Genomic DNA, 13,494 nt, shown 5'->3' with positions numbered 1-13,494 from the left:
CCCTACTCTGCCGGAAACGTCACCGCCTCGATGCGGTTACCGTCGGGGTCGGTGACGAACGCCGCGTAGTAGCGCACGCGATCGTGCGGACGGATGCCGGGCGCACCGTCCGAGGCGCCGCCGGCGGACAGCGCTGCGGCGTGAAACGCATCGACCTCGCTTGTCGTCTTCGCCCGCAGGCAGATATGCACGCCGCTCTCGGGGGCGACTGGCGGCATGGCTTCGCGCAGATTGATCCAGAACTCCGGATAGGCCTTGCCGAAGCCGACGGTCCGCGGTCGGGTGACGAGACGCGCGAGTCCGAGCGCTCCCAGGGCGGCCTCGTAGAAGCGAGCGGAGCGATCGAGATCGCTCACGCCGACGGAGATGTGGTCGATCATGGTCCCGCCCTTCCCCTACCGCTCGTAGCCCGGATGAGCGAAGCGACATCCGGGAAAGTCTATCGGCGCGGCATATACCGTCCCGGATATCGCTTCGCTCATCCGGGCTACATCTTTCTCACGCCGGCGCGCCCGACTTCACGAGCTTGTAGATCACCGAATCCATCAGCGCCTGGAACGAGGCGTCGATGATGTTCGGGGAGACGCCGACCGTGGTCCAGCTGTCGCCGTTCTCGTCCTCGCTCTCGATCAGGACGCGCGTGACCGCGCCTGTGCCGCCGTTGAGGATACGCACGCGGTAGTCGATCAGCGTCAAGCCCTCGATGTATTTCTGGTACTTGCCGAGATCCTTGCGCATGGCAACGTCGAGCGCGTTGACGGGACCGTTGCCTTCGGCAGCCGAGATCAGATGCTCGCCGGCGACGTCGACCTTCACCACGGCCAAAGCGACGGTGACGCGCTCGCCATGCGAATTGTAGCGCTGCTCGACATTGACGTCGAACTGCTCGACCTCGAAATAATGCGGCACCTTGCCGAGCGTGCGGCGCGCCAGCAGCTCGAACGAGGCGTTGGCGGATTCATAGGCGTAGCCGGCCGCCTCGCGCTCCTTCAACTCCTCGACGAGGCGCGTCAGCTTCGGATCGCTCTTCTCGTAAGGGATGCCGGCGCGGTCGAGCTCGGCGATGACGTTGGACCGCCCGGCCTGGTCCGAGACCAGGACCTTGCGGTGGTTGCCGACCGTCTCGGGCAGCACATGCTCGTAGGTCTGCGGGTCCTTCAGCACCGCGGACGCATGGATGCCGGTCTTGGTGACGAAGGCGCTCTCGCCGACGTAAGGAGCGTGCCGGTTCGGCACGCGGTTGAGCATGTCGTCGAGCGTGCGCGAGACCTTGACCAGGGTCGCCAGCTTCTCCGTCGTGACCCCGATCTCGAAGGCGTCGGAAAACGCCTGCTTCAGTTTCAGCGTCGGGATCAGCGAGCACAGATTGGCGTTGCCGCAGCGCTCACCAAGGCCGTTCAGCGTGCCCTGGATCTGCCGTGCGCCGGCACGCACCGCGGCGAGCGAATTGGCCACCGCCTGCTCGGTGTCGTTATGGGCGTGGATGCCGACATGATCGCCGGGGATGTGTTTCGTCACCTCGGTGACGATGGCCTCGACCTCGTCGGGCATGGTGCCGCCATTGGTGTCGCACAGCACCACCCAGCGCGCGCCGGCCTCATAGGCGGCTTTCGCGCAAGCGAGCGCAAAGCTCGCATCTTCCTTGTAGCCGTCGAAGAAATGCTCGCAGTCGAGCATGACCTCGCGACCGGCGGCCTTCGCGGCCGCGACGCTGTCGCGGATGGAGGCGAGATTTTCCTCCTTGGTCGTCTCCAGCGCGACGCGCACCTGATAGGCGGATGCCTTCGCCACAAAGCAGATCGCGTCCGCCTTCGCTTCCAACAGTCCGGCCACGCCGGGATCGTTCGAGACCGAGCGCCCGGCCCGGCGCGTCATGCCGAACGCCGTAAAGCGCGCATGGGCGAGCTTGGGCTTGGTGCCGAAAAACTCGGTGTCGGTCGGATTGGCGCCGGGATAGCCGCCTTCGACATAATCGATGCCGAGGTCATCGAGCATCGCGGCAATGACCTGCTTGTCCGTCAGCGTGAAATCGACGCCGTTGGTCTGCGCGCCGTCGCGCAACGTAGTGTCGAACAGATAAAGGCGCTCTTTGCTCATTGCCCCGCTCCGAGCGTCTTCTTCATGGTGGTGTTGGCGAGCCACTCGTCGTTGACGGTGATGCTGTTGCGCTGCATGGCGACATAGCCGCGCTTGGCGAAGAATCCTTGCGCGGTATCGCTGGCATCGACCGAGAGGCTGGCCGCACCGCGACCGCCGGCGAGCTTCTCCAGCGCGTCGACGAGCATGGTCGCGATACCCTGCCCGACGACAGCCGGATGCACATAGAGCATTTGGATGTGATCGGCGCCGCGCAACGAGGCGAAGCCGACGGGCGATCCTTCCATCGTCGCGATCAACGTCAGATCGGACGCGAGCCGCCTGCCGAACTCTTCGCCTTCCGCCGCCGCCATCCAGGCCTGCTGCTGCGCCTCGTTGTAGTCCTCGCCGGTGAGTTCCTCGATGCTGGCGGTGAAGATCGCCGCGAGCACCGGCACGTCATCTGGCAGGAACGGCCGCAGGCCGGGCTTTGGCAAAGTCTGTCCCATCGTCCTCACCACATCCCATAGAGCTTGAGCACCAGCGCCACGGCGCCCGCGAGCAGCAGGACCTTCAGCGCGATGTAATAGATCCAGTGCCGCGGAAAAGGCGTGTCGGGCCGCTTCATCGCGAAAACTCCCAAGTGGTGCCGTCCTTGGAGTCCTTGATCGCAACGCCCATCGCAGCGAGTAGATCGCGTATGCGGTCGGATTCCTTGAAGTCCTTGCGGCTACGGGCCGCCGTCCGCTCCGCGATCAGGCCCTCGACCTCCTTGGGATCGACGCCACTCGCCTGCTGCTTACGGCCTTCCCATTGCGCAGCACTCTCGGACAGGAATCCGAGCAGGCGCAACGAGCCCGCCAGAGCGCCCACGTCACCTCCACGCAGGCCATGCATCGCTGCAATCGCCAGCGGCGTGTTGAGATCGTCGATCAGCGGCTCGACCACCGACGCGGCCGGCTCGCCGGGCGCAACGTCAGCCGCAACACGATACCAGTCGTCGAGCGTCTTCGCGCTTTCCTCCAGCGACTTCATGGTCCAGTCGATCGGCGAGCGGTAGTGCGTCTTGAGCATGTTCAGGCGCAGCACCTCGCCCGGCCAGTCCGCGAGCAGCTCATGGATCGTGATGAAGTTGCCGAGGCTCTTCGACATCTTCTCACTCTCGACCTGCAGGAAGCCGTTGTGCATCCAGTAACTCGCCATGCGCTCCCGATGGAAGGCGCAGCAGGTCTGCGCGACCTCGTTCTCGTGATGCGGAAACACGAGATCGATGCCGCCGCCATGGATGTCGAAATGCTCGCCGAGGTGCTTCCAGGCCATGGCCGAGCATTCGACGTGCCAACCCGGACGCCCCTCAGCTTTGATACCAGCCGGCGATGGCCATGACGGCTCGCCGGGCTTGGACGGCTTCCACAGCACGAAATCGGTGGCATCGCGCTTGTAAGGCGCGACATCGACGCGGGCGCCGGCGATCATCTCGTCGAGCGAGCGCTTCGACAGCGCGCCATAGCGCGGCAGCGTCGAATTGGCCGCGTTCATCGCCTGCGGCGAGAACAGCACGTGGTCCTCGGCGACATAGGCAAAACCGCCCTTGACCAGTCGCTCGATGATCTCGCGCATCTCGCCGATGTGCTCGGTCGCGCGCGGCTCGACGCTCGGCCGCAAGCAGCCCAGCGCATCGACATCGGCGTGAAACTGCTCGCCGGTCTGCTCGGTGACCTTGCGGATCGCCTCGTTCAGCGGCAGGCCCGGAAAATCACGCGCGGCGCGGTCGTTGATCTTGTCGTCGACGTCGGTGATGTTGCGGACATATTTGACGTGCGCCTCGCCATAGAGGTGGCGCAGCAGCCGAAACAGCACGTCGAACACGATCACCGGCCGCGCATTGCCGATATGGGCGAAGTCGTAGACGGTCGGTCCGCAGACATACATGCGGACGTTCTTGGGATCGAGCGGCACGAAGGTGCGCTTTTCCCGGCTCAGCGTATCGTAAAGGCGCAATTCCATATGGATACCCGTCGGCTGTTGGCCGGGCGTCCAGGTCTCTCAACGTGTTTGAGAAAAGACGGCTCCAGCCAGCGAATCGCTAGCTCGTAATCTCGCAAATGAAGCAAATGGCGAGGAGACCGTTCATGCGGAACATATGGGCTAACAGGCGCCCCTGCGTCAAGGGAGCCGCGCGAAACGCCATTCACCCGGACTACGGACGTCCGATAGTTCATATCCTTAACTATTTGAGCCCATTCTGGAACCGGATTGTTCCACCTTTTTGCCTCTCGGTATTTTCATGCGATCCTTGCTCGCGCTCATTTTCAGCGCCTCGATCCTCGCCGCATCCGGCGCCTGCGCCGAGACCCGCGTCTTCATCATCGCCAACGGTTACGGCGACCAGTGCCTGGCCAAGGGTGAGAAATGCGGGGCCTCCGTCGCCCGGACCTATTGCCAGTCACGAGATTTTGCCCAGGCATCAAGCTATCGCCGGGTCGATCCCGACGAAATTACCGGCTCTGTCCCCAAATCCGGCACAAATTGCTCTCATGGCCATTGCGACGAATATGTCGCAATCACCTGCCAGCGCTAATTTACTCGGCACTGGCGCAGCTTAGGCCGGTCCCTTGGCCCCCGAAACGACGTGACGATGCCGCAGGAAGCGGCTATGGGAGGGCGCGCTTCGGCCCTTCCAAGTCACGTGGAACATCACCTTGGGCCGTGACCTCGCTAGAATGGCGGATATGCCTGAATTCCTATCCCTCTCCCGTGCCCGCTTCGTCCTTGCCTGCACCGTGCTCTTGAGCACGGCCGTGCTCGTCACCGGCGCTTTCGCGCAGGCCGGGCCGCCCGGACCGCCGCCTCAGCCGGGGCAAAACGGACTTGGGCCCAATCCGATGTGCGTGCGGCTGGAAGGCCAGCTCGCGGCGCTCGACCGCGGCGGCGGTGGCGACCCCGCGCGTGAGGAGCAGATCCGCCGTTACCAGGACTCCCAGGCCAGGCAGCAGGCCGAGCTCGACCGTGTCACCATGCAGGCCAAGCGCATGGGCTGCGATTCCTCCGGCTTCTTCTCGCTGTTCAACGGCCAGTCGGCCCAATGCGGCCCGGTCAACACCCAGATCCAGCAGATGCGCGCCAATCTGGACCAGATCACCGGCAATCTCGAACGCCTGCGCGGCGGCAGTGGCGGCGGCTACAGCCCGGAGCGCGACAGTCAGCGCCGCTCGGTGCTGGTGGCGCTGGCGCAGAACAATTGCGGCCCGCAATACGCCAACGCCGCGCAAGGCCAAGGCGGCGGCAACTTCCTCAGCAATCTGTTCGGCGGCAACAACGCGGGCAATCCGCAAGGTGCGCCGCCCTCCGATCTCGGGCCGCAATCCGGCACTTTCCGCACCGTGTGCGTGCGCACTTGCGACGGCGCCTATTTCCCGATCTCGTTTGCCACGGTGCCGGCGCGCTTCTCCGACGACGAGAAGACCTGCAAGGCGCTGTGCCCGGCCGCGGAAGCCGTGCTCTACACCCATCGCAATCCCGGCGAGGACATGAATTCGGCGGTCTCGATCAGCGGCCAGCCCTACACGGCGCTGCCGACCGCTTTCAAATTCCGCAGCGAGTTCAACCCGTCGTGCTCCTGCAAGGCCGCCGGCCAGACCTGGGCGGACGCGCTGAAATCCGCTGACGACAAGGCGACCGCCGAGCAGCAGGGCGACATCATCGTCACCGAGGAAAGCGCCAAGAAAATGCAGCAGCAGCGGCTCAACAAGGGCACGCCTGCGAACGCCAAAAAGGGCGCAGCTCCCCCGCCGACCACGGCGGCTGCACCAGCTGCGGCGCCGCCGGTGGATACCGGCGCGGCTGCGAGCTCCGATAACAAGCCGATCCGCTCGGTCGGCCCCACCTTCCTGCCGCAGCAGCAGAAATAGGTGCGGCGGCTAGCTGCCGCCCTCACCCCTCGAATGCGTCGATCGACGCCTTGCTGCCGCGCGAGACCAGCGTCTCGTCCGCCGTCGGCAGCCCCTCGCCCTTGTCGCGGAAGCGGTTGGTGATGGGATAGCGGCGGTCGCGGCCGAAATTTCTCGGCGTTACCTTCACGCCGGGGGCAGCCTGGCGGCGCTTGTATTCGGCGACGTTGAGCAGATGGTCGATCCGGGCGACGGTGTCGCGATCGAAACCGGCGGCGATGATCTGATCGAGCGGCTCTTCGCGCTCGATCAGACGCTTCAGGATCGCGTCGAGCACGTCATAAGGCGGCAGCGAGTCCTCATCACGCTGGTTCTCGCGCAATTCCGCGCTCGGCGGCCGCGTGATGATGTCGGGCGGGATCACTTCGCCGGCAGGCCCGAGCGCGCCATCGGGCTTCCAGCCGTTGCGCAAGGCCGCCAGCCGGAACACCTGTGTCTTGTAGATGTCCTTGATCGGGTTGAAGCCGCCGTTCATGTCGCCGTAGAGCGTGGCGTAGCCCACCGACATTTCCGACTTGTTGCCGGTCGTCACCACCATCAACCCGGTCTTGTTGGAGATCGCCATCAAGAGCGTGCCGCGGCTGCGGGCCTGGAGGTTTTCCTCGGTGATGTCGGGCGGCAGGTTCTTGAACAGGCCCGAGAGGATGGTCTCGAACCCGGTCACGGCCTCCGCGATCGGCAGCACCTCGTAGCGAATGCCGAGATGGCCGGCGAGTTCGCCCGCATCGGCGATCGAGTGTGCTGCGGTGTAGCGATACGGCAGCATCACGCCATGCACCTGATCGGCGCCGAGCGCATCGACCGCGATCGCCGCACACAGCGCTGAATCGATGCCGCCGGAAATGCCGAGCAGCACGCCGGGAAAACCGTTCTTGACGACGTAGTCGCGCAGCCCCAGCACGCAGGCGGCATAATCGGCCTTGTCACCCTCGACCTGCTCCGCGATCGGTCCCGCGCAACGCCAGTCGTCGCCGTTTCGCGTGAAGCGCAGCGTGACGATGCTCTCTTCGAAGGACGGCAGTTGCGCTGCGAGCGAGAGATCGCCGTTGAGCGCGAACGACGCGCCGTCGAACACCAGTTCGTCCTGGCCGCCGACCTGGTTGAGATAGACCAGCGGCAGCCCGCTCTCGGTGACGCGGGCGACCGCGACCGACAGGCGCACATCGTTCTTGTCGCGGGAGTAAGGCGAGCCGTTCGGCACCAGGATGATCTCGGCGCCGGTCTCGGCCAGCGTCTCGATGACGTTCTCGTAGTCCCCGGACTCTTCCAGCCAGATATCCTCGCAGATGGGGACGCCGATGCGTACGCCGCGCACGGTCACGGGGCCCGCCGCAGGGCCGCGCGAAAACAACCGCTTCTCGTCGAACACGCCGTAGTTCGGCAGATTGCATTTGAAGCGAAGTGCGGCGATGCGCCCGCCATCGAGCAGCGCGCAGGCATTGTAGAGCTTGCCGTCCTCGGCCCAGGGCGTGCCGATCAGCATGGCCGGCCCGCCACCGGCGGTCTCGCGCGCCAGTGCCTCGATCGCGGCGCGGCAGGCCGCCTGGAAGGCCGGCTTCTGCACCAGGTCTTCCGGCGGATAGCCGGCGATGAACAGTTCCGGAAACAGCACGAGATCGGCGCCGTCGGCTATGGCACGCGCGCGCGCATCGCGCGCCTTGACGGCGTTACCCTCGATGTCGCCCATAACAGGATTGAGCTGGGCGAGCGTGACCACGAATGCTTTGAGACGTTCGGTCATGGCCGCCGCGCTCCGATCAGATGAATCCCAGTCGCTCGATGATGGCGATGATCCAGAACGCGCCTGCCATCAGCAGCGCGACGCCGACCGCCGCCGAGCCCATGTCCTTGACCCGGCCGATCTGCTTGTCGTGATCCATGGTCAGCCGGTCGGCGAGCTTCTCGATCGCGGTGTTGAGCAGCTCGACGGTCAGCACGAACGCAACCGAACAGACCAGTTCGACCGCGCGCATCGCGGTCGCGCCGACCAGCCAGGCCAGCGGCAGCGACAGCAGGAGCGCAAAAATTTCCTCGCGGACAGCCTGCTCCGATCGGAACGCAAAGGCCAGACCGTTACGGGAATTGATCGTGGCCTTCCAGATCCGCAGCAAGATCCTAGAGCCCCGCTGCCGCCGGCATCGGCGTGGCCTTGCCCGCGCGTTCCTGCTTGAGCAGCTCCGCAATCAGGAAAGCCATGTCGATGGATTGCTCGGCATTGAGGCGGGGATCGCAGACGGTGTGATAGCGGTCGTTGAGGTGCTCGTCGGTGATCGCGCGTGCGCCGCCGATACATTCGGTGACGTCCTGCCCGGTCATCTCCAGATGCACGCCGCCGGCATGGGTGCCTTCGGCGGCATGGATCGTGAAGAACGACTTCACCTCGGACAGGATGCGGTCGAACGGCCGCGTCTTGTAGCCCGAGGTCGAGGTGATGGTGTTGCCGTGCATGGGATCGCAGGACCAGACCACCACCTTGCCCTCGCGCTTCACGGCGCGGATCATGTTCGGCAGATGCTCGCCGACCTTGTCGGAGCCGAAGCGGCCGATCAGCGTCAGCCGGCCCGGCTCGTTGTCGGGGTTGAGCACGTCGATCAGCTTCAACAGTTCGTCGGGCTTGAGCGACGGGCCGCATTTCAGCCCGATCGGGTTCTTGATGCCGCGGAAATATTCGATATGGCCGTGATCGAGCTGGCGGGTGCGGTCGCCAATCCAGATCATGTGACCCGAGGTCGCGTACCAGTCGCCGGTGGTGGAATCGACGCGGGTCAGGGCCTGCTCGTAGCCGAGCAGCAGCGCCTCGTGGCTGGTGTAGAAATCGGTGGCACGCAGCTCGGGATGGGCCTCGAGATCCAGGCCGCAGGCGCGCATGAAGTTGAGCGCGTCCGAGATGCGGTCGGCCAGCTCCTTGTAGCGGCGAGACTGCGGACTATCCTTGAGGAAGCCGAGCATCCATTGATGCACGCTGCCGAGATTGGCGTAGCCGCCGGTGGCGAAGGCGCGCAGCAGGTTCAGCGTCGCGGCCGACTGGCGATAGGCCATCAGCTGGCGCTGCGGATCGGGAATGCGCGCTTCCCTGGTGAAGGCGATGTCGTTGACGATGTCGCCGCGATAGCTCGGCAGCTCGATGCCATTGAGCTTCTCGGTCGGCGACGATCGCGGCTTGGCGAACTGGCCGGCAACGCGCCCGACCTTCACCACCGGCACCGCGCCGGCATAGGTCAGCACCACCGCCATCTGCAGCAGCACGCGGAAAAAATCGCGGATGTTGTTGGCGCCGTGCTCGGCGAAGCTCTCGGCGCAATCGCCGCCCTGCAGCAGGAACGCTTCGCCCGCCGCAACGCGCCCCAGCGCCTTCTTCAGGTTGCGCGCCTCGCCCGCGAACACCAGCGGCGGAAAGGTCGCAAGCTGCGTCTCGACGTCGGCCAGGGCCTTGGCGTCGGGATAATCGGGCACCTGTAGCACCGGCTTGCTGCGCCAGGACTCGGGCGTCCACCGCTCGGACATCGCAATCTCTCCGTGAAGCAAAAAGCACAACCTGATCTAGGGGTTGCGAGGGCCGCCTTATACACAGGCTGGCACGACATCGCCAGTTGTAAATCCGCCTCGAACTGCAAACCCTTGCGAGGAAAGCCAAATTCGCATCTGCTGGGCGGGCGAGGCAACTGGCGGGATACCTTGCGCCCATGGACGCGGCACCGGACGACGTTTTCATCGACGAGATCAACTTCCCGGCGACCGACGGGTATGCCCTGACCGGCACCCTGTTCCTGCCGCGCGGCACCAAGCGCCATGCCGTCCTGATCAATTCGGCGACCGCCGTCCCGCGAAAAATCTATCGCGGCTTTGCCTCCTACCTCGCCCATCGCGGCTGCGCGGTGCTGACCTACGACTACCGCGGCATCGGCGATTCCCGGCTGCCGGCGATGGTCGGCTACAACCGGCCGAAATCGCTGGTCGGCTTCAAGGCCTCGATGTCGGATTGGGCCGCGCTCGACGTCACCGCCGCGGTCAGCTGGATGCGCGAGCGGTACAACACCCTGCCGCTTGCCTATGTCGGCCATTCCTTCGGCGGCCAGGCGCTCGGGCTGATCGCCAACAACAGCGAAATATCGCGCGCCGCCTTCGTAGCCTCGCAGGCCGCGACCTGGCGGCTGATGACCTCGCCGGAGAAATACCGCGTCTTCGCCTTCATGAACCTCATCGGCGTACCGCTCGTTCACACGCTCGGCTACGCCCCGGGCTGGACCGGCGTCGGCGAGGATTTGCCCAAGGGTGTCTTCCTGCAATGGGCCGAGTGGGTCTCGAGCCCGCGCTACCTGTTCGATTCCAAGCTGCCGGCGCTGGAGAATTTTCCAAGGTTCAAGGGCGAGCTGCGGGCGCTGTGCTTCTCGGACGATCCCTGGGCGACGCGGCCGGCGGTCGAGCTGCTCGCCAGCGGGTTCACCGCGATCAAGCCGGAGGTGCTCGACGTCAAGCCGTCCGACGTCGGCGCCAAGGCAATCGGCCATTTCGGCTTCTTCCGCCCCGAGCACCGCGACACGCTGTGGCGCGGCGTCGCCGAATGGGTCCAGGGGGACTGAGACACATCACGATGCGCCTCGACGTTCATCATTGCTGCACGATGGCGGGAGTAGCGAGCAATCCGGAAATCGCTCATCGTGACGGTGCCACTTCTCGAGCGGCAGCTCCGTTGCAGACACGGCTAATCATCCTCGCGGCGCATCTCGCCCGAGTTTTGCTTCATCGCTTCACCCTCGATTGAACGAGGGCGCAGGGAAGACCGGGTGCCGGCCGGGCACCCACGGTCCACTGTGCGAAGGTTGCGCTACAAGAAGCTGCACAGCGGCATACAGGTGAAGCCGAACATCCGGCCTTCCCTGCGCAGTGGGTTTACAGCTTATGTCGCGCTCTCCCCGGGGAGCGTTGCACTATTGCCCCCGTCGCCTTGTGGATGACTGATGCGCGTGCCCGGTTGAGCAACACACATCACCGCAAGACTTGGCGCACAGACCCCGGGCGCCAGGACCACACGATTTTGCCGTACGCCGATCACACCGGTCGTGTGCGCGAGGCGCCTTGCTCACGGTTGCCCGCCCTGCGAAATCCTTGGCGCCGATGTCACCTGCGTCCACCGCCGCCCGGCCCGCGTTCGTGACGATCGCGATACGCCCCTCTTCGTTGGGCCGGGATGCCGCAACACATACGCCGTTCCCGAATTTCGGTAAAGTGGAATATTTTCGGTGATGAGGGTTGCCCCATCCCTCGCGTGTTTTGCCTATCGGGCAACACAAGGTCTTGTAGCTATCGTGCCCGGCCCGGACGTTTCCGTGGAAACGCTGAAAGGCGTGCGCGAGGTCGCATTGCGCCTGAAACCTGCCTTTTTGTGCTCGGCACAAAACTTTCCGCGTAGTTGGTTGTTGGACCGCGTGTCCCGCCTTCAGATGGAGCATCAAGGATGTTTGGCAGGTCCAACGGCACTTGGTTGAACGAACCGAAACAATGGTCTGAAAAGGACAACTTCCTCGAAGTGGTTACGGACCATGCCACCGACTTTTGGCGCGAAACCCACTACGGTTTCATCCGCGACAGCGGGCACTTTCTTGGTTTTCCGGTCGGGGACGCATTCACGGCCGAACTCCGCGTCCGGGGTGATTTCAAAGCGCTCTACGATCAAGCGGGCGTCATGGTGCGTGTGGACGAACGTTGCTGGCTCAAGGCCGGGATCGAGTTTGCGGATGGGCGCGCGATGCTATCGAGCGTCCTGACCGACGGGCGATCGGACTGGGCGACGGCACCCTATCAGCACGACGCCAGTGACTTCCGGTTGCGCATTACGATTGCGCACGGCGTTCTTCGCTTGCAGTCTTCGAGCGATGGCAAGATATGGCCTCTCATGCGGCTTGCGCCGTTCGCAGCGAATTCTTCCTATCTTGTTGGACCTATGGCCTGCACACCGGAGCGATCCGGACTCGCGGTCGCATTTTCAGATTTTCGGCTGACGCCGCCGCTCGGTAAGGAGCTTCACGATTTGCAATAACCGGACGGGCGGACGCCGATTTATGCCTCGGCCCTACCGGATAATGGTCGTCAGCGCCGAGTAACGCTTGTTCGGCTTGACCTCGCCCGCCGAGAACTGCGCGAAGGCGTCGCTGACGCGCACCGCCGGCGGCGTGTCACCCGCGAAGCGGAATTCCTTCGGCCGCGGCGCGTAGAAGCTGGCGCGGTAATATACGTCGTCGAAGCGCGGCTCGCCGACCCCGAACAATGCGTCGCAGGCGAGCAGGAGCGCGTAGACTCCCGCGACCGCAGCGACGATCTCCCTGAGAATTGACATGCTGATGCCCTGCCCTGTTGCAGGCAGAATGCAGATCAGTTCCAAAGCTCTGGTTTAAAGCGCAGTGCTTCTCGTCCGCACGGTTTGCCGCTGCTGGACGGATTGCAGACAATTTTAACGACCCCGCCGAACGCACGCTGTGACCGGCGGCTTCACTGCCGCGCGCTGAGAAGGCAGGCCGCAAGTTCGGTCCGGTTGTGCACGCCGAAGCGCCGGCATAGATTCGCGACGTGCTCCTTCACGGTCTGGTCGGAAATCCCCATTTCGCGGGCAATCTCCTTGTTGGTCTGGCCACGGCAAACCCGGATGGCGACATCCGCCGAGCGCGGCGGCAGCGATGCCGAGAGCATCCCGGCCGTCTCGGGTTGACGGCCCGGGCTACGACCGGCTTGCAGCTCGCCCGTATCCATCATGTTGGTCAGCGCTAGCGAGCCGGCCCGGCATAGCATCTGCATGCGCAATCGTGCCCGCGGCGTATAGGGCGCGCCCGTCTCCGTCGTCGCAGTGAAGAGCACGCCGATGATCTTCCGGCCGCACCACAGCGGCCCACCCATATTGTAGGCGAAGCCCCATTCATGCAGCATCTCGAAGCTCGGGCTGTGCCGCCATTGCTGCGGGCCGATCACGGTTTCGCCGTCGACCGCGCAGCCGCGGGTCATGATGCAGTCGAGCACAGGGTCGTGCTTCCAGAAGCCGGCCTTGTAATTGTCAAGCAGGCCATCGGCGACGTGGCGGCTGTAGACCAGGGCGGGCTCCGGGCCGTCGAGCAGGTAGAGGCCGACGGTCGGCGATCCCGTAAGCTCGGTGATTGCCGAGCAACAGGCCGCGCCCAGTGCACGCACCGAACGGCTCTCGGCGATGGACATCAAACGATCCGCCAGCTGGCCCTCAGGCAGACGGTCAAACTGCTCCTGCTCGGCCCTCACCGCCACTCCTCGCACGACGTGCGCCATTTCGTTTTGTTATAGGCTTAAAACTTCTTCTTCGCCCGTTCTCCGGTCAAGCGGAAAGAAGCGGCAGAACCGTGCTTCTCCGGCTCAGCTTTACGGCACAGCAGCAACGGCGATCCCCCCATGATGGGGGATTGCCGGTCTGCCCGCTTCATCCCTAGATTTGCCCATCGTGACCGCGCGA

At 64.6% G+C, this 13,494-nt stretch carries 13 protein-coding genes; 4 read left to right on the top strand and 9 right to left on the bottom strand.

Annotation, left to right across the window (positions count from 1 at the left end; translation table 11 throughout):
• Positions 1–2: 2 nt before the first annotated feature.
• The 4 genes from CIT39_RS13930 to cysS all read right to left on the bottom strand — a co-directional run bounded on the left by CIT39_RS13930 (position 3) and on the right by cysS (position 4,083).
• Complete coding sequence (locus CIT39_RS13930) at positions 3–380, bottom strand: VOC family protein (protein ID WP_094974780.1); 378 nt, start codon at positions 378–380, stop codon at positions 3–5.
• Between the two features lie 118 nt (positions 381–498).
• Complete coding sequence (gene cimA, locus CIT39_RS13925) at positions 499–2,097, bottom strand: citramalate synthase (RefSeq protein WP_094974781.1); 1,599 nt, start codon at positions 2,095–2,097, stop codon at positions 499–501.
• The gene (locus CIT39_RS13920; protein ID WP_162308495.1) at positions 2,094–2,585 is read right to left on the bottom strand and encodes a GNAT family N-acetyltransferase; all 492 of its coding nucleotides are present in this window, start codon (positions 2,583–2,585) and stop codon (positions 2,094–2,096) included. The genes cimA and CIT39_RS13920 overlap by 4 nt, the downstream gene beginning before the upstream one ends.
• Before the next feature lie 115 nt (positions 2,586–2,700).
• Positions 2,701–4,083, bottom strand: coding sequence for a cysteine--tRNA ligase (cysS, locus tag CIT39_RS13915; protein ID WP_094974783.1), 1,383 nt, complete (start codon positions 4,081–4,083; stop codon positions 2,701–2,703).
• Positions 4,084–4,363: 280 nt separating this feature from the next.
• On the opposite strand from cysS, the gene CIT39_RS13910 reads away from it, so the two are divergent.
• Both CIT39_RS13910 and CIT39_RS13905 read left to right on the top strand, forming a co-directional pair.
• Entirely contained in the window at positions 4,364–4,657 is a 294-nt protein-coding gene (locus CIT39_RS13910; protein ID WP_094974784.1) for a hypothetical protein, read from the top strand.
• Between the two features lie 142 nt (positions 4,658–4,799).
• On the top strand, positions 4,800–5,987 hold the full coding sequence (locus tag CIT39_RS13905; protein ID WP_094974785.1) for a DUF2865 domain-containing protein: 1,188 nt from the start codon (positions 4,800–4,802) through the stop codon (positions 5,985–5,987).
• A gap of 22 nt (positions 5,988–6,009) precedes the next feature.
• On the opposite strand, the gene CIT39_RS13900 is transcribed toward CIT39_RS13905, so the two are convergent.
• The 3 genes from CIT39_RS13900 to CIT39_RS13890 are packed head-to-tail and all read right to left on the bottom strand — an operon-like array spanning position 6,010 to position 9,530.
• Positions 6,010–7,767, bottom strand: coding sequence for an NAD+ synthase (locus CIT39_RS13900; RefSeq protein WP_094974786.1), 1,758 nt, complete (start codon positions 7,765–7,767; stop codon positions 6,010–6,012).
• 16 nt (positions 7,768–7,783) lie between these two features.
• The gene (locus CIT39_RS13895) at positions 7,784–8,137 is read right to left on the bottom strand and encodes a diacylglycerol kinase (RefSeq protein WP_094974787.1); all 354 of its coding nucleotides are present in this window, start codon (positions 8,135–8,137) and stop codon (positions 7,784–7,786) included.
• Between the two features lie 4 nt (positions 8,138–8,141).
• Positions 8,142–9,530: a class II 3-deoxy-7-phosphoheptulonate synthase gene (locus CIT39_RS13890; RefSeq protein ID WP_094974788.1), complete on the bottom strand. Its 1,389-nt coding sequence runs from the start codon at positions 9,528–9,530 to the stop codon at positions 8,142–8,144.
• Positions 9,531–9,709: 179 nt separating this feature from the next.
• On the opposite strand from CIT39_RS13890, the gene CIT39_RS13885 reads away from it, so the two are divergent.
• Both CIT39_RS13885 and CIT39_RS13880 read left to right on the top strand, forming a co-directional pair.
• On the top strand, positions 9,710–10,606 hold the full coding sequence (locus CIT39_RS13885) for an alpha/beta hydrolase family protein (protein ID WP_094974789.1): 897 nt from the start codon (positions 9,710–9,712) through the stop codon (positions 10,604–10,606).
• A gap of 875 nt (positions 10,607–11,481) precedes the next feature.
• Positions 11,482–12,063, top strand: coding sequence for a DUF1349 domain-containing protein (locus CIT39_RS13880; RefSeq protein WP_094974790.1), 582 nt, complete (start codon positions 11,482–11,484; stop codon positions 12,061–12,063).
• Positions 12,064–12,096: 33 nt separating this feature from the next.
• Here the strand turns inward: CIT39_RS13880 and CIT39_RS13875 are convergent, their stop codons facing one another.
• Together CIT39_RS13875 and CIT39_RS13870 are read right to left on the bottom strand one after the other, a co-directional pair.
• Complete coding sequence (locus tag CIT39_RS13875) at positions 12,097–12,360, bottom strand: hypothetical protein (RefSeq protein WP_094974791.1); 264 nt, start codon at positions 12,358–12,360, stop codon at positions 12,097–12,099.
• 152 nt (positions 12,361–12,512) lie between these two features.
• Positions 12,513–13,226: a LuxR C-terminal-related transcriptional regulator gene (locus tag CIT39_RS13870; RefSeq protein ID WP_162308494.1), complete on the bottom strand. Its 714-nt coding sequence runs from the start codon at positions 13,224–13,226 to the stop codon at positions 12,513–12,515.
• Between the last annotated feature and the right edge of the window lie 268 nt (positions 13,227–13,494).

The organism is Bradyrhizobium symbiodeficiens (assembly GCF_002266465.3).
Taxonomy (GTDB): Bacteria; Pseudomonadota; Alphaproteobacteria; order Rhizobiales; family Xanthobacteraceae; genus Bradyrhizobium; species Bradyrhizobium symbiodeficiens.
Note: the sequence above shows the minus strand (reverse complement) of the source record. Positions and strands in the feature narration are given on the sequence as shown.